The organism is Lysobacter capsici (genome assembly GCF_014779555.2).
Classification (GTDB): domain Bacteria; phylum Pseudomonadota; class Gammaproteobacteria; order Xanthomonadales; family Xanthomonadaceae; genus Lysobacter; species Lysobacter capsici.
This window is the reverse complement of the sequence record NZ_CP094357.1, coordinates 3,688,008-3,711,340: the sequence shown is the minus strand read 5'-3', so window position 1 is coordinate 3,711,340 and position 23,333 is coordinate 3,688,008. Positions and strand designations below refer to the sequence as shown.

Genomic DNA, 23,333 nt, shown 5'->3' with positions numbered 1-23,333 from the left:
CGGAACTGCCCGGCGTCGTCACAGAATAAATCCGTCCCGGCTTTCATTCTTTCTTGCGAAAACGCGGCTATGCACCGTGTTTCGTCGTTCGACGGTTTCGCAAGCAACCTTATCCACGCAAACGTTCCACCCGTTCTCTCCCCCAATGAAGCACCTGGCGTGCGGGCCCGCGTGATGCGCGGCGACCCGTATCGACGCGTCCGGTCTGCCAATCAGACCCAGCGATTCGCGGCAACGCATCGGCTTGCGCCGGGCTTGCGCGTGTCGCGCTGCCGGATGCGCGTTCCTCATGCTGAGCCAGTTCGTCCTGACCCTGGTCGTGGGTTTTTCGACCCTCGTATTGCTGTGCTGCCTGCTGTTTCTCGCCGGCTGGGCCTTCTATCGGATGCTGCGGCGGCCGTCGTCGCCGACCCTCGCCGACTATCCCTTCGTCTCGATCTTGGTGCCGTTCTATAACGAGCCCGAAGCCTCGTTTCGCACCACCCTGGAGGCGATCGAGTGCAGCGACTATCCCGGCCGTATCGAAGTGCTGCTGGTCGATGACGGCTCGACCAACACCACCGCGGCGAGCGTGGTCGAATGGCTGGCGCAGCCGCGGCGCAAGCACTACCGCCTGCTGTCGATCGAACGCAACGGCGGCGCCAAGGGCCTGGCGCTGGATGCGGCGTTGCCGTGGCTGGCGGCCGATTCGGACGTGGTCACGGTGATCGACAGCGACACCGTGATCGCGCCGTGCGCGCTGCGCCGCGCGGTCGAGGCGCTGTATTCCTCGCCGCGCCACGCCGCCGCCTGCGGCCTGATCGTGCCGGCCGGTCGCCACGACTCGTGGCTGCACCGTTTGCAGTTCTACGAACATGTCGGCGCGCTGGCGGCGATCCGCTACGTGCAGAGCAAGATCGGCGTGGTCAACGTGGTGGCCGGCGCGTTTTCGTTGCACCGCACCTCGGTGATCCGCGAACTCGGCGGCTGGGGCGAATGGCTGGTCGAGGACATCGCCTGGACCTGGCGTGCGCTCGCTCACGGTTATTCGATCGCCTACGCGCCCGATGCGGTCGCCTACACGATCTGCCCGACCACCTTGACCGGCCTGTTCCGTCAGCGCCGCCGCTGGGCGCGCGGGCGACTGGAATCGTTCCGCGTCGCCTGGCGCATCTCCTGGCCGCGCACGATGAAGATGTTGCCGTGGTGGCTGCTGTGGGCGCAGTCGGCACTGGTGCCGACCTTGCTGCTGCTGATCGCCGGCGCGCTGCTGTATCGAAGCCATGCCTTGCTCGGCGTGGCCGCGCTCAACTGGCTGCTGATGGCGACGCTCAACTTCATCGCCGTGCTGCATGCGCGCATCCGTTTGCAGCTGGGGCCGCTGGATCTGGTATTGGTATCGATCTGCAACACCGTGATCGACGTGCTGCTGTTGCCGGCGAACGTGATCGGCTTGATCGACGAATTGCGCGGGCAGCGCAAGACCTGGATGACGCGCTGAGGGCGGACATGGATTGGCATCGATTCCTGCATACCGCGCCACAGGCCTATCTAGGCCGTGGCGCGACCGACCGGCGCGCGCTCGCGCTGACCTTCGACGACGGCCCCGGCCAAGCGACGCCGGCCTTGCTTGATCTGCTGTGCGAACTGGAAGTCATCGCCAGTTTTTTCTGCACCGGCGAGGCGGCGCGCGCGCATCCGCAGCTGATCGCGCGCATCCAGCGCGAGGGTCATGAGATCGGCAATCACTCGCTCACCCATGCCGACGCGCGCGGCTTCGCCGCCCAGGACTGGCTGGCGCGCGAAGTGCTGCCAGCGGCCGTCGCGTTGCGCGAGGCGGGCCTGGCGCGGTCGCCCGAGCTGTTTCGTCCCGCGTACGGCGAGATCGACGAAGCCCAGTTCCAGGCGTTGGCGGGCGAGGGCTATGCCGTGGTCGGCTGGTCGGTCGATCCGCGCGATTGGCTGGAGCCGCAGGCCCCCGGCTATGTGTCGTGCGTGGTCGAGTCGGTGCTGGCGCGCATCCATCCGGGCGCGATCGTGCTGCTGCACGACGGCGACGACGAGCAGGGCGTGGCGCGCGACGGCATCGTCGAGATCGTGCGCCGGCTGGTGCCGGCCTTGCGCGGGCAGGGTTACGAGTTCGTCACCGCGGGGCGGTTTCTCCGCGCCGAGTGAGGTTCAACCTGCGGCGCAGTGTTGGTCACAGTTGCTCGAAGTAGCGCTGATAGCAGATCCAGGCGGACACGGCCGCCCCTGCAAACGGCAGGCTCAGCGCGTTGAATTCCCATCGTCGGCGCAAACCATGGTCAGTCCAGTACAGCAGCGCGCAGTGCAGGCCGTACAGCACGACCACGACCACACTCGCCGCGGGGATGTAGTGGCCGACGATGTGGGGCATGTACAAGTCGTAGGTCGACGACAGGAACAGGCTTTCCAGCGCGCACAAACAAGCCATCGCCAGATTCAGCCGGAACATCAGCCGTGAACTTGCCGGGTCGTGCCACATCGCGTTCATCGCTACCGCCTTGTTGTGACGACGCACTGAAAGGGCTTCGCGGGATCAGTCCTTGCGCACGCAGGCCTTGCAGGCTTGTGCGTAGACCCGGGTCAACTCGCGTTTGAGTTGCGCCTGCGCTTGCGCGACTTCGGCGGCCCGCAGTTGTTGCGCGCTCAAGGGCGCGCGCGGGGATTCGGGTCGAGGCCGCCGAGGTCCGGTAAGGGACGGGTCGTGCTTGGGCAATTCCTGGAAAGAGGCCGGTCGCCGTGTCATGCGCCTGTCCATCTGGGAGCTGAGGCGAATCTAGCACCGCGCGCGGACCGGGCCCAAATGCAGGGCTTGCGCCTGGATGGCGGCGACTTTGCCCGAATCGGCGGGTTCGTCGACGCGTCGCCGGCAGCGGCGAGGTGGTCGGCCGGATCAGTCGCCTCGGTGCGAGGCTCGGGTCCGGGCAACAAAAAAGCCGGCACATGGCCGGCTTTCTGCTTTCAACGATTGGTCGGGGAGACAGGATTCGAACCTGCGACCTCTACGTCCCGAACGTAGCGCTCTACCAGACTGAGCTACACCCCGACTTCGTGAGCCGCAAATTCTAGCGGCGACCCCCGGGCCGGCGCAAGGGGTGTCGCAAAGAAATTTGCGATATCCCGGTCCCGGGCCGTCGCTGCGGCGTTTCCGGGCGGGCGCGGCGGCTCGATGGCGCAAGCCACGGACAGCGGGCGGGCGCTAGACTATCGGCCTTGCGTCATTAGCTGCTCCATGAGCACCGCTAATGGTGTCTTTAGCCCGCCATCCGACGTTGTATTGGAGTTTTGCTTGATCAAGCCTCGCACCCCACCCGGGGTCATGGAGCTGCTGCCCCGTGACCAGATCGCGTTCCAGCGCATGCTCGATACGATCCGCCGCAATTTCGAGCGTTTCGGCTTCCTGCCGGTGGAAACCCCGGTCATGGAGCTGACCGAGGTGCTGCTGACCAAGAGCGGCGGCGAGACCGAGCGCGAGGTGTATTTCGTCGAATCCACCGGTTCGCGCGCGAAGAACAACAAGGCCGAGGAGCGCGCCACGCCCGAACTGGCGCTGCGTTTCGACCTGACCGTGCCGCTGGCGCGCTATGTGGCCGAGCACGAGCACGATCTGGCGTTTCCGTTCCGCCGGTATCAGATGCAGCGCGTGTATCGCGGCGAGCGTCAGCAGGCCGGCCGTTATCGCGAGTTCTACCAGTGCGATATCGACGTGGTCGGCAAGGATTCGCTCAGCGTGCGTTACGACGCCGAACTGCCGGCGACGATCTACGCGGTGTTCTCCGAACTCGATATCGGTGCGTTCACCATCCAGCTCAACAACCGCAAGCTGCTGCGCGGCTTCTTCCAGGCCCAGGGCGTGGCCGAGGGCGAATTGCAGGCGCTGGTGCTGCGCGAGGTCGACAAGCTCGACAAGCGTGGCGCCGACTACGTGCGCGAGACCCTGACCGGTCCGGACTTCGGCCTCAGTGACCAGGCGGTCGCGACGATCCTGGACTTCGTCGGCGTGCGTTCGACCTCGCACGCCGACGCGCTGGCGCGGCTGGATGCGCTGGGCGAGGGCAACGACACGCTGCGCGAAGGCGTGGCCGAGTTGCGCGAAGTATTGGAACTGATCCGCGCGCTGGGCGTGCCGGAACAGAACTACGCGCTGAACTTCTCGATCGCGCGCGGCCTGGACTATTACACCGGCACGGTCTACGAGACCACGCTCAACGACTTTCCGGGCCTGGGCTCGATCTGCTCGGGCGGCCGCTACGAAAACCTGGCCAGTAACTACACCAAGTCCAAGCTGCCGGGCGTCGGCATCTCGATCGGCCTGACCCGCTTGTTCTATCAGTTGCAGAAGGCCGGCATCGTCAGCACCGCCGAAAGCACCGTGCAGGTGCTGATCACCCAGATGGAAGACGCGCACCTGCCGCATTGCCTGGCCTTGGCCAATGAGCTGCGCCACGGCGGCCTCAACACCGAAGTGGTGATGGAGGCGTCCAAGCTGAAGCAGCAGTTCAAGTACGCCGACCGCGCCGGCATCCGTTTCGTCGTCGTGCTCGGCGAGAACGAAATCGCCAAGGGCACGGCCACGGTTAAGGACCTGCGCCGCGAAGACCAGTTCGAAGTGCCGCGCGGCGAGTTGGCGCGGACGCTGCGGATCGAGCTGGAACAGTCGCGGGTGATGCCGCGAGCCGCGGCGGAGTGAGCATGCCGCGTGCGAGCGGCATCGGCGGCGCGGATCGTTCGATCCCGATGCCAGCCGTTCGCGCGCATGGATCGCGGAGCCGGACGCGGGAGTTCGCGTCCGGAGTCCGCTGTACGGTTCGCCGCGCGCCGGAGCGGAATCCGGCGTCGCGGCGAACCGCTTTCACCCCGCGGCGCGCATCCGCCGTCGCGGTTCTCAATGTGTCATTGACGCACCGACTCCCGAGTACGCTCGGCCGGGTGTAACCGTTCGCGGTGAAGCCCGCCGTTCAGATGATCGCCAGGGTGCGAGGCGAGGTTACAACTTGAACAAGATCCAACTCGATGGCCGTTCGCTCACGCGGTCGCAGCTCGTTGCCGTGGCTTACGGCGCACAGGTCGAACTGGCCGCGGCGCAACTGCCGGCGGTGGCCCGCGCGGCCGATTTCCTGGCCGAACAGGTCCGCCGCGAAGAACCGATCTACGGAGTATCCACCGGTTTTGGCAGCAATGCCGACCGTCTGCTTGGTGCGCATCATCTGCGCGATCAGTTGCCTGGCGCGACGCCGGCAACCGAAACCCTGCACGAGGAATTGCAGCGCAACCTGATTGTCACCCACGCGGTCTGCGTCGGCGATCCGTTCGCGCCGGAGATCGTGCGCGCGATGCTGTGCATCCGCATCAACACCCTGATGCGCGGGCACTCGGGCATCCGCGTGCAGACCCTGCAGGCGCTGGCGCAGATGCTCAACGCCGGGATCGTGCCGGTGGTGCCGCAACTGGGTTCGGTCGGCGCCAGCGGCGACCTGGCGCCGTTGTCGCATCTGGCGATCGTGCTGCTCGGCGGCGGCGAAGCTTTCTTCGAAGGCGAGCGCATGCCGGGCGCGCAGGCGCTCGAACGCGCCGGCCTGGCGCCGGTCAAGCTGTCGTACAAGGAAGGCCTGGCGCTCAATAACGGCACCGCGCAGATGCTGGCCTGCGGCGTGCTCGCGCTGGCCAAGCTCGAAGACCTCGCCGACACCGCCGATCTGGCCGCGGCGATGACCATCGACGCCTTCGCCGGCCGCCTGGGCGCGTTCGCGCAGGAAGTGCATGCGCTGCGTCCGCATCCCGGGCAAGTCGAAGTGGCCGCGAACCTGCGCCGCCTGCTCGACGGTTCGACCCTGGCCGATATTCCGTATCACCTGGTGCCGCGGTTCCGCCCGTGGCTGCCGCAGAGTTGGGACACGCCGGCGGCGCAACAGCTCAGCTTCGACATCGGCTGGGACTGGGTGCCGTTCACCCAGCGCCACGGCCGCGAGAAGTTCTATCAGCGCTTCCGTCCGTTCCGCGGCGGCAAGAAGCATCAGCCGCAGGACAGTTACTCGCTGCGCTGCATTCCGCAGGTGCACGGCGCGGTGCGCGACGCGATCGCGCAGGCCGCGCGGGTGTTCGAGGTCGAACTCAATTCGCTGACCGACAACCCGATCGTGTTCCCGGATGCGCAGGCCGAACACGTCGAACAGCAGGTGATCTCGGCCGGCCACTTCCACGGCATGCCGCTGGCGCTGGCGATGAGCTACGTCAAGGCCGCGATCCCGGTGCTGGCGAGCATTTCCGAGCGTCGTCTCAACAAGCTGGTCGATCCGGCCACTAACGATGGCCTGCCGGGCTTCCTGATCGGCAACGAGGACGCGACCGAGTCGGGTCACATGATCGTGCAGTACACCGCCGCGGCGATCGTCAACGACCTGGCCAGCCGCGCGCACCCGGCGTCGGTGTATTCGATTCCGACCAGCGCCAACGCCGAGGACCACGTGTCGATGGGCGCCAACGAGGCGCGTCACGTGCTGGCGATGGCCGACGATCTGGGCAAGGTGCTGGCGCTGGAGCTGTACACCGCCGCTCAGGCGCTGGACCTGCGTCGCGACATGATCAACGCCGCGCGCGATCTGGCCGATCGCGCCGATGCGAACGTGCTGGCCGGCAAGGTGTTCGGCGGCCCGGTCGCGGATGCGGCCGACCATGCCGGTTTCATCGCCGAGGTCGAAGGCTTGCGCGCCGAGTTGTCGGCGGCCGAAGAGTTCCGGCCGGGCCGCGCGGTCGCGATCGCGCACGCCAAGCTGCGCGAGTCGATCCCGTTCCTGGATCGCGATCGCGCCCTCGACGGCGAAGTGGCGACGGCGGTGATGCTGGTGCGCGAAGGCATCGTGCTGTCGGCGGTGCGGGCCGGTCTGCGGGACTGAGTCCGCCAGCGAGTGCGACATCGCTGCGCGTGCGGCCCAGGCCGCCGCGCAGACCAAAGCCCCTCTCCCGCCCGCGGGAGAGGGGTTGGGGTGAGGGCCGCCACGCCATCGCCCGTGCCAATGGCGACGCTTTCCAATACGCTGGCGCGGTGTGCATCCAGCCAACCACCGCCATGAACCTGATTGCCCATTCCGATCGCGCGTTCACGCTGCAGGCCATGCTGTCGCCGGCCGAATGCGAAGCGTTGATCGCGCTGGCCGAACACAACGGCTTCGAATCCGCGGGCGTGCGCACCGCCGCCGGCGCGCAGAAAGCCATGCCGCATGTGCGCAACAACGAACGCGTGGTGTTCGAGTCGGTCGAGTGGGTCGATCGGCTGTGGCGACGCCTGGCCCAGGTCGATCTGCCCGAGCTGGACGGCCAGGTCGCGATCGGCCTGCCGCGCCTGCTGCGTTTCTACAAATACTGGCCGGGCCAGCGTTTTCGCATGCACAAGGACGGCCCCTGGCTCGAAGACGGACTGAGCAGCAAGCTGACCTTGCTGGTCTATCTCAACGACGGCTTCGTCGGCGGCGATACCGATTTCCGCCAGTTCCGGGTCACCCCGAAAACCGGCGACGCCTTGCTGTTCGTGCACGACACCTGGCACGAGGGCGCGGCGGTGGAAGAGGGCGTCAAGTACGCGCTGCGCTCGGACGTGATGTACGCGCCGCGAAGCTGACCGTCCGCGCGTCTAGGCGACCGCGCCGGTCGCCGCGGCGCCCCACACCCGCACGCAATCGCGCCCCTCGGCCTTGGCCAGGTACAGCGCCTGATCGGCGAACTGCAGCGCCGCTTCCACGCCCATGTCCGAGTCCGGCGTGATTTCGTGGACGCCGATGCTGGCGGTGACCGGGATGTCGTGGCTGCGGCTGGGGCAGGGTTGCGAACTCAGGCGCGCACGCAGTTCCTCGGCGACGCGCGCGCCGCTGCTCAGGTCGTGGTCGGGCAGCACCGCGACGAACTCCTCGCCGCCGAAACGCGCCAGCAGCGCGTGCTGCGGGATCAGGCATTGGGCGATCAGGCCCGCCGCCCAGCGCAGGCATTCGTCGCCGACCAGATGGCCGTGGTGATCGTTGATCTGCTTGAAGTGATCCAGGTCGATCATCATCAGCACCAGCGGCCGGCTTTGCCGGCGCGAGCGATGCAGCAGCGCCTCGAACGCCTCGCGGAAATGGCTGCGGTTGTGCAGGCCGGTGAGGCCGTCGCGCTGCGCGGTCTCGCGCAGGCGCGCATGCACGTCCTCGAGCTGGGCCAGCGCGCTGCGCAGTTCGGTGGTGCGTTGTTCGACCTTGTGTTCGAGTTGGTCCTTGGCTTCGCGCACCACCCGTTCGTTCTCGTTGCGCAGCGCCGCGTAGCGATAGCCCAGGGCGACCGAGAGCAGCAGCATTTCCAGGGCCGAGCCGATCTGCACGCCGTATTCGGTGATGAAGATCTTCGGCAGCAGGTCGAACGCGATCGCCGCGAACATGCCGGTGCCCAGCAGGAACGCCGACCACGCCAGCAGGAACAATCGCGCCGGCTTGTAGCCGCGACGCAGCACGACGATGGTTTCCACCGCGATCCAGGCGATGCTGACGAACACCGCCGCCGAGGCGATCGGGGTGGCGATGCGGTACGGCGCCTGGGTCGCGACGATGCCGAGCACGACGAAGAAGCCGATCATCGCCAGGCCGACCCGGTCGCCGAATCGCCAGCGCTGTTGCAGCCCCAGGAAATTGCGCGCGAATTGCTGCATGCCGACCTGGGCCAGGCAGATCGACAGCGGCACCGAGTGGTCGGCCAGCCACGGCGAGCGCGGCCATAGATATTCGAAGCCCAGGCCGTTGAGGGTCAGCAGCACCAGACCGAACGCGCAGATATGGAACAGGTACCAGAAATAACTGGCGTCGCGCAGGGTCAGCCACAGCACCAGGTTGTAGAAGAACAGCGCGAGCAGGATGCCGTAGTACAGGCCGATGCCGAGCTGGGCGTCGCGCGCCAGTTCGGTGAACGCGGTCGGCGTGTACAGGGTCAGCGGCACCTGCATCGAGCTTTCGCTGCGCACGCGCACGTAGATGTCGACCGGCTCGCCCTGCGGCAGGTCGATCCAGAAATTCGGGTGGCGGTAGCGGATCGCGCGCGCGCTGAACGGCTGGCTGTCGCCGCCGGCCTGATGGGTCGGCGCGCCGCCGTTGCGCGGTTGGGTGTAGACATCGAGCCGGTCGCTGAGCGCGAAGCCTTGCACCAGCAGCCAGCGCGGCACCTCGGCGCTGTGGTTGACCGTGGTGATGTGGAACCAGAACGCGCCGGGCTGGAAGCCGAACGAGCTGTTGCCGTTGGGCACCGGCCGGAACCCGCCCTGCGCCTGCAGCCGGCGGGCGGCGTCCAGGTCGAGCTTGCCGTCGCGGTCGTGATAGTAGGCGGTGAACGGCGCTAGCGCGACCTCGCGGCTGGCGCCGTCCAGTTCCAGCGTGCTCTGCGCCGCGGCCGGCCAGGCGAGCGCGGCCAGCGCGGCCAGAACGAGCAACAGCAGGCCGCGCCAGCGATCGCGCAGGCGGGGGCGTGGCCGCGGCGAGGCGGCGTCGGTCGGGCGCGGAGCGCGGCAGAGGTTCGTATTCATCTTCCGTGGCGATAACGGACGCAGGCCATTGCGTCGCGGCAAGGTGGGGGAGGGCGATGGGGCGGGGCGCGGGGCGAAAGGCATGCCTGACTTCTTAACGCAAATCCTGCCCCGCTCAGGCCGGCTTGACGACCGTTCGGCGGATCGTTAATGTATTAACGCGTTAGTACATTAACGCGTTCATTCAGCTTTCGCGGCCGGGACTATGCCCGGGCCACGACGATCACTACGCACAAAGGCACAGGTTTTCCACGATGAAGCGCCGCTCCACCGACACCGACCACAGCGAAGACGCGCTCGCCGACCTGGCCACCGCGCTCGCCGGCCTGCGCACGGCCGAGCAGGTCCGCGCCTTCCTCGAAGACCTGTGCACGCCGGCCGAGCTGGAAGCCATGAGCGACCGCTGGCGGGTCGTGCCCTTGCTCAGCGAGGGCGTGCCGTACCGCGAAATCCACGACCGCACCCAGGTCAGCGTGACCACGATCGGGCGGGTCGCGCGGGTGTTCGAACGCGGCGCCGGCGGCTACGCGGCGGCGCTGCAGCGGCGCGCGGCGCGACATCGCTGACGCCGATACCGACTGTCCGGCCCCCGACGCCCTCCCCGATTCTCCTTGCGGATGCCGCGACCGGCCCACCGCACCGCCATCGCCCCGCACCGACTTCCTTTCGAGACTTTCTTCATGAGCCCTCCCGCCAGCGCCGCCGCGCGTGACCGCTTGCGCATCGCGATCCAGAAGTCCGGCCGTCTCGCCGAGCCGGCGCGCGCGCTGCTGGCCGCCTGCGGCTTGAGCTGGCGCGAAAGCCGCGACCGCCTGTTCTGCTATGGCGAAACCCTGCCGGTCGATCTGCTGCTGGTGCGCGACGACGACATTCCCGGCCTGATCGCCGACGGCGTCTGCGACCTGGGCGTGGTCGGCCGCAACGTATTGCTCGAGCAGGACGGCGATCGCCGCGGCCGCGGCCACGCGCCTGCGTTCCGCGAATGGCGTTCGCTCGGTTTCGGTGGTTGCCGGCTGGCGCTGGCGGTGCCCGACGCCTGGCAATGGGACGGCCCGCAGCAACTGGCCGGCAAGCGCATCGCCACCAGCTACCCGGCGCTGCTGTCGCAATGGCTGGCCGAGCAGGGCGTGGATGCGCAGGTGGTGCTGCTGTCGGGTTCGGTCGAGATCGCGCCGCGGCTGGGTCAGGCCGAGGCGATCTGCGATCTGGTGTCCAGCGGCGCGACCCTGGTCGCCAACCAGCTCAAGCCGGTGCAGACCCTGATCGAAAGCGAAGCGGTGCTGGCCGGGCCGGTCGACAAGTTCGACGACGTGCGCGGCGAACTGGCCGACCTGCTGCTGCGCCGCCTCGACGGCGCGATGCGGGTGCGCAACAGCAAGCTGCTGATGTTCCAGGCCCCGCGCGCCTTGCTCGCCGAATTGCTGCCGATGCTGCCCGACGCCGAGGCGCCGACGGTGATGCGCCTGGACAACGGCGACGATATCGCCCTGCAGGCGTTGTGCCACGGCGCGGTGACCTGGCAGCGGCTGGAGGAACTCAAGCGCGCCGGCGCGCGCGGGCTGATGGTGCTGCCGGTGGAGGGCATGCTGGCATGAGCGGGTTGATGCAGCGCTACGAATGGAGCGCGCTGGACGAGGGCGAGCGCGAGCGCATCCTGCGCCGGCCCGCGCAGGAGACGCGCCAGTCCACCGCCGACGCGGTCGCCGAGATCCTGGCCACGGTGCGTCGCGACGGCGACGCCGCGTTGCGCGTCTACGCCGAGCGTTTCGATGGCCGCGTACCCGAGGCCTTCGCGGTCGCGATCGAAGAATTCGACGCCGCCCAGCGCGAGCTCGCGCCCGCGTTGCGCGCGGCGATCGACGAAGCCGCCGAACGCATCGCCGCGTTTCACCGCGCCGGCATGACCCCGGCGTATGCGCTCGACACCGCCGACGGCGTGCGCTGCGAACGCATCCTGCGGCCGATCCAGCGGGTCGGCCTGTACGTGCCGGCCGGTTCGGCGCCGTTGCCGTCGACCGCGTTGATGCTCGGCGTGCCGGCGCAACTGGCCGGATGCCGCGAAGTCATTCTGTGCACGCCGCCGCGTCGCGACGGCAGCGCCGATCCGGCGGTGCTGTACGCCGCGCGCCGCTGCGGCATCGAGCGCGTGTTCAAGCTCGGCGGCGCCCAGGCGATCGCGGCGATGGCCTTCGGCAGCGCCAGCATCGGCAAGTGCGACAAATTGTTCGGACCGGGCAATGCCTACGTCACCGAGGCCAAGCGCCAGGTCGCGCTGATCGAAGGCGGCGCGGCGATCGACATGCCGGCCGGGCCGTCGGAAGTGCTGGTGATCGCCGACCGCGGCGCGCGCGCCGATTTCGTCGCCGCCGATCTGCTGTCGCAGGCCGAGCACGGCGCGGATTCGCAGGTGATCCTGCTCAGCGACGACAGCGCGCTGCTCGACGCGGTCGATCGCGAGCTCGAACGCCAGCTGGCCGATCTGTCGCGCGCGCCGACCGCGCGCAGCGCCTTGCAGTCGTCGCGTTCGATCCGGGTCGATTCGATCGATCAGGCCCTGCAAGTCAGCAACCGCTACGCGCCCGAGCACCTGATCCTGGCCTTGCGCGATGCGCGCGCAGCCTTGCCGGCGGTGGAGGCGGCCGGTTCGGTGTTCCTCGGCGACTGGGCGCCCGAAGCCTTGGGCGACTATTGCAGCGGTACCAATCATGTTCTGCCCACCAGCGGCGCGGCGCGCTATGCCGGCGGGCTCAACGTGGCCAGTTTCCAGATCGCGATCACCGTGCAGGAAGTGACCCCGCGAGGCTTGCAGGCGATCGGCCCGTGCGCGGTCGAACTGGCCAGCGCCGAAGGGCTGGACGCGCATCGCCAGGCGGTGCAGATCCGCCAGCGCGCGCTGGCCTCGCACGCATCCAGTCAGGACGTACCGTCGCACTCCGTGTGATCGCCGCGACCGAATATTTAGACCGCAGCCCGAGCATCGTGCAGCAACCCGCAGGCAGGACGAGCAAGACCATGATCGACGACAACCCCATGCAACTGCTGCGCGAGGATCTGCGCGATTTCGCCGGTTACAGCTCGGCGCGCAGCGAAAAACGCGCCGGGCGGGTCTGGCTCAACGCCAACGAGGCCGCCTGGCCCAGCGTCGCCGACGGCGAGGGCGCGGTGCGCCGCTATCCCGATCCGCAGCCGCAGCGCCTGCGCGAGGCGCTGGCCGAGTTGTACGGCTGCGCGCCCGAGCAATTGCTGGCCGGACGCGGCAGCGACGAGGCGATCGATCTGCTGGTGCGCGCGTTCTGCCGCCCCGGCGGCGACGCGATCGTGATCACGCCGCCGACCTTCGGCATGTACGCGGTCAATGCGCGCTTGCACGGCACCCGCACGGTCGAGGTCGCCTTGCGCGACACCCCGGCCGGTTTCGTCTGCGATTTCGCCGCGGTCGCGCAGGCCGCGGAAAGCGAGGGCGCCAAGCTGGTGTTCCTGTGTTCGCCGGGCAATCCCTCCGGCACGCTGTTGCCCTTGGCCGAGATCGACGCGTTGGCCGAGCGCCTGCGCGGCCGCGCGTTGGTCGTGGTCGACGAAGCCTATATCGAGTACGCCGACGGAGAATCGGCGACGACGCTGCTCGCGCGCCGGCGCAATATCGCGGTGCTGCGCACCTTGTCGAAAGCGCATGCATTGGCGGCGGCGCGGATCGGCAGCGTGATCGCCGACGCCGGCCTGATCGCCGTGCTGCAACGCTGCCAGGCGCCGTATCCGCTGCCGACCCCGTGCGTGCAACTGGCCTTGCGCGCCTTGGCCGAGGTGCCGCGCAACACCACCAAGGCGCGGGTGACCACAGCGCGCAGCGAGCGCGAGAAACTGTTCGAAGCGTTGCGCGTGTTGCCGGGCCTGCGCCAGGTCTATCCCTCGCAGGCCAACTTCCTGCTCGCGCGTTTCGACGATGCGCAGGCCGCGTTCGACGGTTTGCTCGACGCCGGCGTGGTGGTGCGCGATTTCCGCGCCGCGCCGCGGCTGGGCGATGCGTTGCGGATCAGCCTGGGCACGCCGGAGCAGAACGCCGCGGTGATCGAAGTATTGACCCGCCTGGCGCGGGTGCGCGGAGTCGCGGCATGAGCGCGCTCACGCCGATTTTGTTCGTCGATCGCGACGGCACCTTGATCGAGGAGCCGGCCGATTTCCAGATCGACAGTTTCGCCAAGCTGCGCTTCGTCCAGGGCGTGATCCCGGCGATGCTCAAGCTGCGCGACGCCGGCTATCAGTTCGTCATGGTCACCAACCAGGACGGCTTGGGCACCGACGCCTATCCGCGCTGGAGCTTCGACGGCCCGCACCAGTTGATGATGCAGGTGTTCGAAAGCCAGGGCATCGTGTTCCGCGATGTCTTGATCGACACCAGTTTCCCGGCCGAAAACCTGCCCACGCGCAAGCCGGGCATCGGCCTGGCGCTGCCGTTGTTGAAGGATCGAAGCATCGATTGGGAACGCTCGGCGATGGTCGGCGATCGCGAGACCGACAACGGCTTCGCCGCCAACCTCGGCATTCGCGCGTTCCAGTTGCGCACGCCGCAGTTCGGCGGTGAGTGGGATTGGGCCGGCATTGCCCATGCGCTGGCCGATCGGCCGCGCACCGCGCGCGTGCAGCGCAATACCCGCGAGACCAGGATCGAGGTCGTGGTCGATCTGGACCGCGCCGGCGAGCCGCAGGTGCATACCGGGCTGGGTTTCTTCGATCACATGCTCGAGCAGATCGGCAAGCACGGCGGTTTCGCGCTGCAGCTGCGTTGCGAGGGCGATCTGCATATCGATGAGCACCACACCATCGAGGACAGCGCGTTGGCGCTGGGGCAGGCGCTGCGCGAGGCGCTGGGCGACAAGCGCGGGATCGGGCGGTATGGGTTTGATCCGCGTGCGGGGTTGGGTGGCGTTGCGATAGAAGCTAAAAGCGAATCCCCCCTGGCCCCCCTTTTGCAAAGGGGGGAACCCGATCGGGTGGGTTCGTCCGCGCAGGACTCGTCTGCGGCAGATTCGATCGAGACAAATTCGATCTCGGCGGCGGCCGCGTCGGCGCACGAATTCGTGCTGCCGATGGACGAAACCCTGGCGCGCGCCGCGCTGGATTTCTCCGGGCGTCCTTACTTCGTATTCAACGGCAGCTTCGCGCGCGAGCGGGTCGGCGACGTCCCGACCGAGCTGGTGCCGCATTTCTTCCGCTCGCTGTGCGAAACCGCGGGCCTGAACCTGAACCTGAACGTGGAAGGTGATAACGATCACCACAAAATCGAGGCGTGTTTCAAATCGGTAGCGCGCGCATTGCGTCAGGCCATCGCCCGTCAAGGCCGTGAACTGCCGAGTACCAAAGGAGTTTTGTGATGACGGTCGTAGCTGTCATCGATTCGGGTGGGGGGAACATCGGCTCGGTGCGTTATGCACTGGAGCGGCTGGGGGCGCGTTCGATCCTGAGCGTGGACCCCGCAACGATCGCCTCCGCCGATCGCGTGATCCTGCCGGGCGTGGGCGCCGCCGCCCCCGCGATGGCGCGATTGCACGCGCTGGGACTGGTCGATCCGATCCGCCGCTTGCGGCAACCCTTGCTCGGGATCTGTCTGGGCATGCAGTTGCTGTACGAATCCTCGGAAGAAGGCGAGGTCGAATGCCTCGGACTTCTGCCGGGCCGGATCACCCGATTGCAACCAGCGCCAGGAGTACGTGTGCCTCATATGGGATGGAATCTCCTTCAGAAGCATGAATCGCAGGCCGGCAGCGAGCCGCTGCTGGCCGGCATCGGCGAACGCGATCACGCCTACTTCGTCCACAGCTACGCCGCTCCGTTGACCGAACACACCCTGGCCAGCGCCGTGCATGGCGCGCGCTTCACCGCCGTGGCCGGGCGCGGGCGCTGTTTCGGCGCCCAGTTCCATCCCGAGCGCTCGGCCGCCGTCGGCTCGCGCCTGCTCGCCAATTTCCTGGCGCTGGAGGCGTGAACATGGGCAACAGCACGCTGTACCCCGCGATCGACGTGCGCGACGGCCGGGTCGTGCGCCTGCACCAGGGCGACTACACCCAGGAAACCCGCTACGAGACCGAACCCCTGGCGCTGGCCACGCGTTACGCCGAGGCCGGGGCCAAGTGGCTGCACCTGATCGACCTGGACGCCGCGCGCTACGGCGGCTACACCCTGGCGCCGCTGCTGCGCGCGATCACCACCTCCAGCTGGATGCGCGTGCAGACCGGCGGCGGGGTGCGCAGCGAGGCCGATGTCGAGGCGATCCTCGACGCCGGCGCCGACCGGGTCGTGGTCGGTTCGCTCGCGGTCAAGGACCCGGATCTGGTGATCGGCTGGCTCAAGCGCTTCGGTTCCGAGCGCATCACCATCGCCCTGGACGTGCGCCAGACCGCCGACGGCGCCTGGGAACTGCCGGTCGCCGGCTGGACCGAGGACAGCGGCGTGCGCCTGGAAACCCTGCTCGAACGCTACGCCCAGGCCGGCCTGCGCCATCTGCTGTGCACCGACGTGTCGCGCGACGGCACCATGACCGGGCCGAACCTCGATCTGTACCGGCATATCCATTCGATCGCTCCGGACGTGCAGTTGCAGGCGTCCGGCGGCATCCGCGACATCGCCGACATCGTCGCCGCCGACGGCGTGGGCTGCAGCGGCGCGGTGCTCGGCAAGGCGCTGATCGAAGGCCGCTTCCAATTGACCGATGCACTCAAACAGGTACGTCGATGTTGAATGCCGCAACCACCGATGATCGCGGCGGCTCGTACCTGAGCCGCCGGATCGTGCCCTGCCTGGACGTGCGCGACGGCCGGGTGGTCAAGGGCGTGCGTTTTCGCGATCACGTCGACATGGGCGACATCGTCGAGCTGGCCTTGCGCTATCGCGACGACGGCGCCGACGAACTGGTGTTCTACGACATCACCGCCAGCCCGCAGGGCCGCAGCGTCGACCGCGGCTGGGTCGAGCGGGTCTCGCGCGCGATCGACATTCCGTTCTGCGTGGCCGGCGGCATCCGCTCGGTCGACGACGCGCGCGGCGTGCTCAACGCCGGCGCCGACAAGATTTCGATCAACACCCCGGCGCTGGAACGGCCCGAGCTGATCGGCGAGATCGCCGCCGAATTCGGCGTGCAATGCGTGGTGGTCGGCATCGACAGCCTGCGCGACGACGACGGCGAATGGCGCGTGCGCCAGTACACCGGCGATCCTTCGCGCACCCAGGCCCTGGCCAAGCGCACCCTGGACTGGGTGATCGAAGCGCAGCAACTGGGCGCGGGCGAAATCGTGCTCAACTGCATGGGCAGCGACGGCGTGCGCAGCGGTTACGACATCGAACAACTGCGCGCGGTGCGGGCGATCTGCGAAGTGCCGCTGGTGGCGTCCGGCGGCGCCGGCGCGATCGAGCATTTCGGCGCGGTGTTCCGCGACGCCGACGTCGATGCGGCCTTGGCGGCGAGCGTGTTCCACTCCGGCAGCATCCGCATTCCGGTCCTCAAGGCAGCCTTGCGAGAACACGGTGTCACTGTCCGCGAACTCCACTGAACCCACGATCCCGGCGAGCGCGTCGCTGACGCCGCGACAGATCGACGCCCTGGACTGGGACAAGCAGGACGGGCTGATCCCGGCCGTGGTCCAGGACGCGGCCTCGTTGCGCGTGTTGATGCTCGGCTACATGGACCGCGCCGCGCTGCGGGTCACCTTGGACAGCGGCCACGTCACCTTCTACAGCCGCAGCAAGCAGCGCTTGTGGACCAAGGGCGAAACCTCGGGGAATTTCTTGGACCTGGTATCGATCGAAACCGACTGCGACCGCGACACCTTGCTGGTGCGCGCGCAGCCGCACGGCCCGACCTGCCACCTCGGCCGCGACAGCTGTTTTCCCAACGCGCCGGATGTGTCGGGCCTGGCAGGGGCGTCTGGCGCGCCCGACGATGCGCTGGCGTTCCTGGGCGAACTTGACGCGCTGATCGCCATCCGCGAACGCGAGCGGCCGCAGGGCAGCTACACCACCGCGCTGTTCGACAAGGGCGTGCGCTCGATCGCGCAGAAAGTCGGCGAAGAGGGCGTGGAAACCGCGCTGGCCGCGGTCGCCCAGGACGACGCGGCCCTGTGCGGCGAAGCCGCCGACCTGCTGTTTCACCTGCAAGTGCTGCTGCGCGCACGCGGCCTGTCGCTGGGCGACGCGGTCGCGGTATTGCGCGAACGGCATGGCAAGCCGCATCGCGGATCGCAGCCGGCCGGTTGATCGCCGGAGTTGCTCCCAAGACGCCGCTAGTCTCGTAGACAAACTGTAGGAGCGGCGCAAGCCGCGACCGCGCAACCGCGGCTACGACGCAACTCCCATCCGGGCGAAACAAGGTTTCGCCGTAACCGTCATGGCGCGGTCGCGACTCGCGTCGCTCCTACAGTCTGAAACGCCGGATCGCGACGACAACGGGGAGCCCCTTGTAGGAGCGGCGCAAGCCGCGACCGCGCAATCGCGGCTGCGACGCAACTCCCATCCGGGCGAAACAAGATTTCGCCGTAACCGTCATGGCGCGGTCGCGACTCGCGTCGCTCCTACAGTCTGACTGCCGGATAGCGACGACAACGGGGCGCCCCTTGTAGGAGCGGCGCAAGCCGCGACCGCGCAATCGCGGCTACGGCGCAACTCCCATCCGGGCGAAACGAGGTTTCGCCGTAACCGTCATGGCGTGGTCGCGACTCGCGTCGCTCCTACAGTCTGACTGCCAGATCGCGACGACAACGGGACGCCCCCTGTAGGAGCGGCGCAAGCCGCGACCGCGCAACCGCGGCTACGACGCAACTCCCATCCGGACGAAACGAGATTTCGCCGTAGCCGTCATGGCGCGGTCGCGACTTGCGTCGCTCCTACAGTCTGAAACGCCGGATCGCGAGGACAACAGGGCGCCCCCTGTAGGAGCGGCGCAAGCCGCGACCGCGACACCGCATTCACGGCGCAACCCCATCCACAACGCCGCCCGCCGCCCGCCCACCTGTGCACACCCGCGCAGGCACGCGATACACACAGCCGCCGCATAATGGCCCCCGACCCACGGAGCCCGCCATGCGCCCATTCGCATCCGCCGCCTTATTGCTGACCCTGATCGCCCCGGCCGTCGCGGCCCAGACCGCCGCGCCGTCCTGCGAGGGCAGGGTGTTCGAGGACCGCAACGGCAACGGCCGCCAAGATGCCGGCGAGCCGGGCCTGGCGAATCAGCGCGTGTCCGACGGCGAACGCATCGTCGCGACCGATGCGCAGGGCCGTTATCGCCTGCCGATGGCCGACAAAACCAGCCAGTTCCTGATCAAGCCGGCGGGGTATACGACGCCGTCGCGCAGCGACAGCGGCCTGCCGGATTACTGGCTCAACCTGCGCACCGCCGACGGCCTGGCGCGCGATACCGCGAAACTGAAATACGGCGGCATGCCCGAAGGTTCGGCGGGCTGCCGCGACTACCCGCTGACGATCGACCGCAAACCCCGCGACACCGACCTGGACGTGCTGGTGTTCGCCGATCCGCAGACCAAGAGCGCGGTGGATGTCGAGTACTACCGCCGCGACATCGTCGATCCCCTGCGCGCCGCAAGCCGCGGCAAGCACATCGCCGACCTGGGCCTGAGCCTGGGCGACATCACCCACGACGATCTGTCGCTGTACCCGAAGCTCAACCAAGTGACCGCGCGCCTGGGCGTGCCGTGGCTGCACGCGCCGGGCAATCACGATCTCGACTTCGACGCCAGCGTCGATCAGGACTCGCTGCTGAGCTTCCGCCACGTCTACGGCCCCGACACCTTCGCCTGGGAAGAGCCGCAGGCGAATTTCGTGGTGCTCGACGACGTGGTCTATCAGCCCGGCAGCAAGCCCGATTACATCGGCGGTCTGCGCGCGGATCAGTTCGCGTTTCTTGAACGCTATCTGGCCGGCGCCGACAAGCGGCGCCTGCTGGTGCTGGCGATGCACATCCCGCTGTTCGACGCCGCGCCGGGGCGCGAAACCTTCCGCCACGCCGATCGCGATCGCCTGTTCGCGCTGCTGCGCGAGTTCCCGCATGTGCTGGTGCTGAGCGGACACAGCCATGCCCAGCGCCATGTCTATCACGATGCCGCCGACGGCTGGCACGGTGCGACGCCCTTGCACGAGTACAACGTCGGCGCGGCCTGCGGCGCGTTCTGGTCCGGGGTCAAGGACGCGCAGGGTCTGCCCGACAGCACCATGAGCGACGGCACGCCGAACGGCTATGCGCGCCTGTCGGTGCGGGCGAACGCCGAGTACGCATTGAGCTGGCATCCGGCGCCGGGCGCGGGCAAGGCGCTGCAATCCAATGCGGTCGCCAATCAGTACCTGCGCCTGTACGCACCGAAGACCTTGCGCCGCGGTTCGTATCCGATCCGCGGCATCTACGCCAATGTCTACATGGGCGCCGACGACAGCCGGGTCGAGTACCGTTTGGACGACGGCGAATGGAAGCCGATGAAGCGCGTCGAACAGCCCGACCCGGCGCTGTTGGCCGAGAACGCGCGCGACGATGAAGCCGAGCGGCTGCGCGGTTACGATCGCGCCGCGATCGCCACGCCGACCCCGCATCTGTGGAACGCGCCGCTGCCCACCGATACGGCCGTCGGCGAGCATGCGATCGAAGTGCGAGTGTTCGACCGCTGGCAGGGCGAGCAGCGTCTGCGCAGCTCGTATCGGTTGCTGGAGGCGGCGCCGTGAGCGCGACGCCGAAGGGACGGGTGAGCGGGGCGTCCAAGGGCGATGTGAGCGCGAAGACCAAGGCCGGTGTCAGGGCAACGCGCAAGGGCGGTACGAGCGCGGCGCCCAAGGGTGACGTTAGTACGACGCCCAAGGGCGCCGCCGACGATCTGCCGGTGATCGTATTCGAAGACGCCGTCGCGTTCGAACGCTGGATACTCGCTCACCCCGAGGCCAAGGGCGTGTGGGCCAAGATCGCCAAGAAAGGCCAGACCGTCGCCAGCATGAGCAACGATCAGGCGATCGAGGTGGCCTTGTGCACGGGCTGGATCGACGGCCAGCGCCGCGGTTTCGACGACTGCTATTTCCTGCAGCGCTACACGCCGCGTCGGCCGAAGGGGCTGTGGTCGAAGATCAACATCGGCAAGGTCGAGCGGCTGACCGCCGAAGGCCGCATGCGCGAAGGCGGATTGCGCGAGGTCGCCGCGGCGAAAGCCGACGGCCGCTGGGATGCCGCTTACGACCCGGCCTCGACCGCGGAAATACCCGACGACCTGGCCGCGGCGTTGGCCGCGCAGCCCGAGGCGCGCGCGTTCTTCGAACAGATCGACCGGACCAACCGCTACGCCGTGCTGTGGCGGGTGATGACCGCGAAAACGCCCAAGACCCGCGCGAGCCGGATCGAGAAGCTGGTGGCGATGCTGGCGAGCGGGGAAAAGGTTCACGGGTGATCGGTGGGGCTTGTTGTTTTGGTGCGTTTTGACTTCTCGATAGGTCAGTTGTCGAGGCGTTTGAGGTCTGGGATGAGCCGCCGCCTCGGTGCTTTCGGCTCGGGTCGCGATTGATCTTTCGGGACGGCGCTCGTGCTTGCGCGGCTATCGGATAGATAAGCGTCGGGGCCGAAGCCCCATGTAAAACACTTTGCGGGTTCGTGTTTGTTCTGGATCGGCGACGACCGGTGGCCCTCACCCGCGCCTTCGGCGCGACCTCTCCCGCGAGCGGGAGAGGTGTTCGAATTTTCTCGGCGTTCGAGGTCTGTTGCGGGCGGGGGCTTTCAGCGCCGACGCTTCGGGCTCAGGCGGCGATTGATCCGGGGATCCGCGAGCTGAATTTTTCGCGGCGATCGGAGAGAGAAGCATCGCGCCTGAAGCTCTCCCACAAAGATCTCCACGATCGAGCCAATCCGCCCCGGAGGTCTCGGCGATCAAGCCAATCCGTCCCGGAGATCTCAACGATCGAGCCAATCCGAATACCTCTCCCGCTAGCGGGAGAGGTCGCGCCAAAGGCGCGGGTGAGGGCCGCCAATCGCCAGACGCATCGCCACGACCATACCCACACCCGCCACCAGGAATTGACGCAGGCTTTACGCCGCCCACGGCCGCGCGAATAGCGCCTTTACGCCCTCGCTTCCTACAGTGACTCCAGGCGCACCGCTCCGAGTGCGCAGTGAGTCCCGACGTGTCGATCCTGATTGTGCGCGGCCCCAATGTCCAAGCCGGTACCGATGCCGCCGTCGATTCGATGGCGCCCCCGCTGTCCGGCGAAGTGCGCGCCGCGCTGGTCGAACGCGCGGCCAGCGCCGGCAAGGCCATCTGCGTGCGCAGCTGCCGCAACGAGCACGAACTGGTCGAATGCCTGCGCGGCATGCGCGCGGCCAACACCGAACTGCTGTTGCTCGATCCGGGCGATTGCCTGCCGGCGAGCGCCGACCTGCGCGGCGCCCTGGCGCGGTTGCCGGTGCCGTACATCGAGGTCCACGACGACGACATGAGCGCGCCGGAACTGTCGATCGCGCCGCACTGCGGCCAGCGTCTGCGGCGGGTGCACGGTTATTCCGCGCAGAGCTACACCCTGGCCCTGGCGATCGCGCTGGAGCACCTGGGCTGCGCCGACAGCGGCAACGACGTCCACGTCGGCACCTGAGCCGCGGCCGCAGCATGAGCGCGCATTATTTTTACTTCGCCGACTACGAAATCCTGGTCGGCGGCCGCTTCATCGTGTGGGGACAGACCACGCTCGACTACGCGCCGGCTCAGGCCGGCGGGTTCGATCCGGCCGAACTGCTGAACCTGATCCGCCAGCGCGCCGCGAACGAGCACGGGGTGGAGCGCGATGAGGTGCGGGTGCGGAATTTGAGCCGGTTGTAGCAGGGGATGCCGGTCGACGGCGGTTGCGGGGTGCGTTGCCTGCGTTAGGTTGCGCCGTTGTTGAAACGGCGCGGTCGCGGCTCGCGCCGTTCCTGCATGGGCTGCCTGTAGGAGCGGCGCGAGCCGCGACCGCGAAACCTCGAATGCTGCGACCGTAGCGATCAGACGATCGCATCAACCGCCATCGATCAAACCGCGACCTGATCGAACCCCGTCACCCGCGCATGCCCATGGGTGGCCTCGCCTTCGCGCGGCTGCGGGTAATCGTCGAGACGATCCACCAGCACCGTGCCGACGCCGGCCTCGCGCGCGGCATCGAGCTCCTCGACCACGTCCGACAGGAACACGATCTCGTCGGCGGGCAGACCGATCGCCTCGACGATGCGCGCATAGCTCGCCGCCTCGCGCTTGCCGCCGACCTCGGTGTCGAACCAGCCGGAGAACAGCTCGGTCAGGTCGCCGGCATCGCTGTGGCCGAACAACAACCGCTGCGCGGGCACGCTGCCGGAGGAGTACACATACAGGCGCAGGCCCCGGTCCTTCCACTGGCGCAGCGCGGGCGCCGCGTCCGGGTACATGTGCGAGGTGAAGTCCGCGCTCTTGTAGCCGTCGGCCCAGATCATGCCCTGCAGCGCCTTGAGCGCGGTGTGCTTGCGGTCTTCGTCGATCCAGCCCTGCAGCACCTCGACGATGACCGAGTCCTGGCAGGCGCCGCCGTTCTCCAGCGCGACCGTGTCCAGCCACTTGCGCACCCCCGGCTCGCGTCCGCGCGCGGCGACGAAGCCGGGCAGGGCGCGGCGCGCGTACGGGAACAGCACGTCCTTGACGAAGGAGATCGAGCTGGTGGTGCCTTCGATGTCGGTGAGGATGGCGCGGATGGGCATGGGGGCGGGGATGGGGCGAGACGGGGACGCCGATTGTCGCCTTTACCGCGACGCTCAGGCAAAAAAGCG

At 68.0% G+C, this 23,333-nt stretch carries 21 protein-coding genes and 1 tRNA gene; 18 read left to right on the top strand and 4 right to left on the bottom strand.

What is annotated here, in order from left to right:
• Nucleotides 1-289: 289 nt before the first annotated feature.
• Together IEQ11_RS15010 and IEQ11_RS15005 are read left to right on the top strand one after the other, a co-directional pair.
• Nucleotides 290-1,480 carry a glycosyltransferase family 2 protein gene (locus tag IEQ11_RS15010; RefSeq protein ID WP_057921968.1) on the top strand — a complete coding sequence of 397 codons (1,191 nt, stop codon included), beginning with the start codon at nt 290-292 and terminating at the stop codon, nt 1,478-1,480.
• An 8-nt stretch (nt 1,481-1,488) separates the two neighbouring features.
• Entirely contained in the window at nt 1,489-2,154 is a 666-nt protein-coding gene (locus IEQ11_RS15005) for a polysaccharide deacetylase family protein (protein ID WP_191820783.1), read from the top strand.
• Between the two features lie 25 nt (nt 2,155-2,179).
• On the opposite strand, the gene IEQ11_RS15000 is transcribed toward IEQ11_RS15005, so the two are convergent.
• Together IEQ11_RS15000 and IEQ11_RS14995 are read right to left on the bottom strand one after the other, a co-directional pair.
• Nucleotides 2,180-2,494 (bottom strand): hypothetical protein, encoded by a 315-nt coding sequence (locus IEQ11_RS15000; protein WP_191820784.1) that lies wholly within the window; start codon nt 2,492-2,494, stop codon nt 2,180-2,182.
• Nucleotides 2,495-2,972: 478 nt separating this feature from the next.
• Nucleotides 2,973-3,049, bottom strand: a tRNA-Pro gene (locus IEQ11_RS14995).
• A 243-nt stretch (nt 3,050-3,292) separates the two neighbouring features.
• Between IEQ11_RS14995 and hisS the strand changes: the two genes are divergently transcribed.
• From hisS to IEQ11_RS14980, 3 genes are all read left to right on the top strand, one after another.
• Complete coding sequence (hisS, locus tag IEQ11_RS14990; RefSeq protein ID WP_191820785.1) at nt 3,293-4,693, top strand: histidine--tRNA ligase; 1,401 nt, start codon at nt 3,293-3,295, stop codon at nt 4,691-4,693.
• A 304-nt stretch (nt 4,694-4,997) separates the two neighbouring features.
• The gene (locus IEQ11_RS14985; protein WP_191820786.1) at nt 4,998-6,896 is read left to right on the top strand and encodes an HAL/PAL/TAL family ammonia-lyase; all 1,899 of its coding nucleotides are present in this window, start codon (nt 4,998-5,000) and stop codon (nt 6,894-6,896) included.
• A gap of 173 nt (nt 6,897-7,069) precedes the next feature.
• Entirely contained in the window at nt 7,070-7,618 is a 549-nt protein-coding gene (locus IEQ11_RS14980) for a prolyl hydroxylase family protein (RefSeq protein WP_228464425.1), read from the top strand.
• A 12-nt stretch (nt 7,619-7,630) separates the two neighbouring features.
• Here IEQ11_RS14980 and IEQ11_RS14975 read toward each other — a convergent pair whose 3' ends face one another.
• On the bottom strand, nt 7,631-9,538 hold the full coding sequence (locus tag IEQ11_RS14975; protein ID WP_191820787.1) for a sensor domain-containing diguanylate cyclase: 1,908 nt from the start codon (nt 9,536-9,538) through the stop codon (nt 7,631-7,633).
• 254 nt (nt 9,539-9,792) lie between these two features.
• On the opposite strand from IEQ11_RS14975, the gene IEQ11_RS14970 reads away from it, so the two are divergent.
• The 13 genes from IEQ11_RS14970 (at nt 9,793) to IEQ11_RS14910 (ending at nt 22,380) form a co-directional block, all read left to right on the top strand.
• The gene (locus IEQ11_RS14970) at nt 9,793-10,104 is read left to right on the top strand and encodes a YerC/YecD family TrpR-related protein (protein ID WP_036102632.1); all 312 of its coding nucleotides are present in this window, start codon (nt 9,793-9,795) and stop codon (nt 10,102-10,104) included.
• Nucleotides 10,105-10,218: 114 nt separating this feature from the next.
• Nucleotides 10,219-11,133 carry an ATP phosphoribosyltransferase gene (hisG, locus tag IEQ11_RS14965; protein ID WP_036102631.1) on the top strand — a complete coding sequence of 305 codons (915 nt, stop codon included), beginning with the start codon at nt 10,219-10,221 and terminating at the stop codon, nt 11,131-11,133.
• A gap of 8 nt (nt 11,134-11,141) precedes the next feature.
• Complete coding sequence (hisD, locus tag IEQ11_RS14960) at nt 11,142-12,479, top strand: histidinol dehydrogenase (protein WP_191820905.1); 1,338 nt, start codon at nt 11,142-11,144, stop codon at nt 12,477-12,479.
• A gap of 71 nt (nt 12,480-12,550) precedes the next feature.
• Nucleotides 12,551-13,651, top strand: a complete 1,101-nt coding sequence (gene hisC / locus IEQ11_RS14955) for a histidinol-phosphate transaminase (protein ID WP_036102836.1) — start codon at nt 12,551-12,553, stop codon at nt 13,649-13,651.
• Nucleotides 13,648-14,907 carry a histidinol-phosphatase gene (hisB, locus tag IEQ11_RS14950; RefSeq protein WP_191820788.1) on the top strand — a complete coding sequence of 420 codons (1,260 nt, stop codon included), beginning with the start codon at nt 13,648-13,650 and terminating at the stop codon, nt 14,905-14,907. The genes hisC and hisB overlap by 4 nt, the downstream gene beginning before the upstream one ends.
• On the top strand, nt 14,907-15,518 hold the full coding sequence (gene hisH / locus IEQ11_RS14945; RefSeq protein ID WP_036102629.1) for an imidazole glycerol phosphate synthase subunit HisH: 612 nt from the start codon (nt 14,907-14,909) through the stop codon (nt 15,516-15,518). The genes hisB and hisH overlap by 1 nt, the downstream gene beginning before the upstream one ends.
• Nucleotides 15,519-15,520: 2 nt before the next feature.
• Nucleotides 15,521-16,270 (top strand): 1-(5-phosphoribosyl)-5-[(5-phosphoribosylamino)methylideneamino]imidazole-4-carboxamide isomerase, encoded by a 750-nt coding sequence (hisA, locus tag IEQ11_RS14940; protein WP_046657022.1) that lies wholly within the window; start codon nt 15,521-15,523, stop codon nt 16,268-16,270.
• On the top strand, nt 16,264-17,079 hold the full coding sequence (gene hisF, locus IEQ11_RS14935; protein WP_191820789.1) for an imidazole glycerol phosphate synthase subunit HisF: 816 nt from the start codon (nt 16,264-16,266) through the stop codon (nt 17,077-17,079). Before hisA ends, hisF begins: the two co-directional genes overlap by 7 nt.
• Before the next feature lie 7 nt (nt 17,080-17,086).
• Nucleotides 17,087-17,782: a bifunctional phosphoribosyl-AMP cyclohydrolase/phosphoribosyl-ATP diphosphatase HisIE gene (gene hisIE, locus IEQ11_RS14930; protein WP_247024857.1), complete on the top strand. Its 696-nt coding sequence runs from the start codon at nt 17,087-17,089 to the stop codon at nt 17,780-17,782.
• Nucleotides 17,783-18,604: 822 nt separating this feature from the next.
• Entirely contained in the window at nt 18,605-20,254 is a 1,650-nt protein-coding gene (locus IEQ11_RS14925) for a calcineurin-like phosphoesterase C-terminal domain-containing protein (RefSeq protein ID WP_191820791.1), read from the top strand.
• Nucleotides 20,251-20,964, top strand: coding sequence for a YdeI/OmpD-associated family protein (locus IEQ11_RS14920; RefSeq protein WP_247024563.1), 714 nt, complete (start codon nt 20,251-20,253; stop codon nt 20,962-20,964). Before IEQ11_RS14925 ends, IEQ11_RS14920 begins: the two co-directional genes overlap by 4 nt.
• Before the next feature lie 727 nt (nt 20,965-21,691).
• Complete coding sequence (locus IEQ11_RS14915; protein ID WP_191820792.1) at nt 21,692-22,156, top strand: type II 3-dehydroquinate dehydratase; 465 nt, start codon at nt 21,692-21,694, stop codon at nt 22,154-22,156.
• Nucleotides 22,157-22,170: 14 nt separating this feature from the next.
• Nucleotides 22,171-22,380 (top strand): hypothetical protein, encoded by a 210-nt coding sequence (locus IEQ11_RS14910; RefSeq protein ID WP_046657016.1) that lies wholly within the window; start codon nt 22,171-22,173, stop codon nt 22,378-22,380.
• A 188-nt stretch (nt 22,381-22,568) separates the two neighbouring features.
• On the opposite strand, the gene mtnC is transcribed toward IEQ11_RS14910, so the two are convergent.
• The gene (mtnC, locus tag IEQ11_RS14905) at nt 22,569-23,264 is read right to left on the bottom strand and encodes an acireductone synthase (protein ID WP_057921955.1); all 696 of its coding nucleotides are present in this window, start codon (nt 23,262-23,264) and stop codon (nt 22,569-22,571) included.
• Nucleotides 23,265-23,333: the final 69 nt, after the last annotated feature.

Coding starts and splice junctions, on each gene's coding strand:
- IEQ11_RS14980 (WP_228464425.1), top strand. CDS start 7,070: ATGAACCTGATTGCCCATTCCGATCGCGCGTTCACGCTGCAGGCCATG.
- hisC (WP_036102836.1), top strand. CDS start 12,551: ATGATCGACGACAACCCCATGCAACTGCTGCGCGAGGATCTGCGCGAT.
- IEQ11_RS14970 (WP_036102632.1), top strand. CDS start 9,793: ATGAAGCGCCGCTCCACCGACACCGACCACAGCGAAGACGCGCTCGCC.
- IEQ11_RS14975 (WP_191820787.1), bottom strand. CDS start 9,538: ATGAATACGAACCTCTGCCGCGCTCCGCGCCCGACCGACGCCGCCTCG.
- IEQ11_RS14925 (WP_191820791.1), top strand. CDS start 18,605: ATGCGCCCATTCGCATCCGCCGCCTTATTGCTGACCCTGATCGCCCCG.
- IEQ11_RS15010 (WP_057921968.1), top strand. CDS start 290: ATGCTGAGCCAGTTCGTCCTGACCCTGGTCGTGGGTTTTTCGACCCTC.
- hisD (WP_191820905.1), top strand. CDS start 11,142: ATGCAGCGCTACGAATGGAGCGCGCTGGACGAGGGCGAGCGCGAGCGC.
- hisA (WP_046657022.1), top strand. CDS start 15,521: ATGGGCAACAGCACGCTGTACCCCGCGATCGACGTGCGCGACGGCCGG.
- hisF (WP_191820789.1), top strand. CDS start 16,264: ATGTTGAATGCCGCAACCACCGATGATCGCGGCGGCTCGTACCTGAGC.
- IEQ11_RS15000 (WP_191820784.1), bottom strand. CDS start 2,494: ATGAACGCGATGTGGCACGACCCGGCAAGTTCACGGCTGATGTTCCGG.
- IEQ11_RS15005 (WP_191820783.1), top strand. CDS start 1,489: ATGGATTGGCATCGATTCCTGCATACCGCGCCACAGGCCTATCTAGGC.
- hisH (WP_036102629.1), top strand. CDS start 14,907: ATGACGGTCGTAGCTGTCATCGATTCGGGTGGGGGGAACATCGGCTCG.
- IEQ11_RS14910 (WP_046657016.1), top strand. CDS start 22,171: ATGAGCGCGCATTATTTTTACTTCGCCGACTACGAAATCCTGGTCGGC.
- hisB (WP_191820788.1), top strand. CDS start 13,648: ATGAGCGCGCTCACGCCGATTTTGTTCGTCGATCGCGACGGCACCTTG.
- mtnC (WP_057921955.1), bottom strand. CDS start 23,264: ATGCCCATCCGCGCCATCCTCACCGACATCGAAGGCACCACCAGCTCG.
- hisG (WP_036102631.1), top strand. CDS start 10,219: ATGAGCCCTCCCGCCAGCGCCGCCGCGCGTGACCGCTTGCGCATCGCG.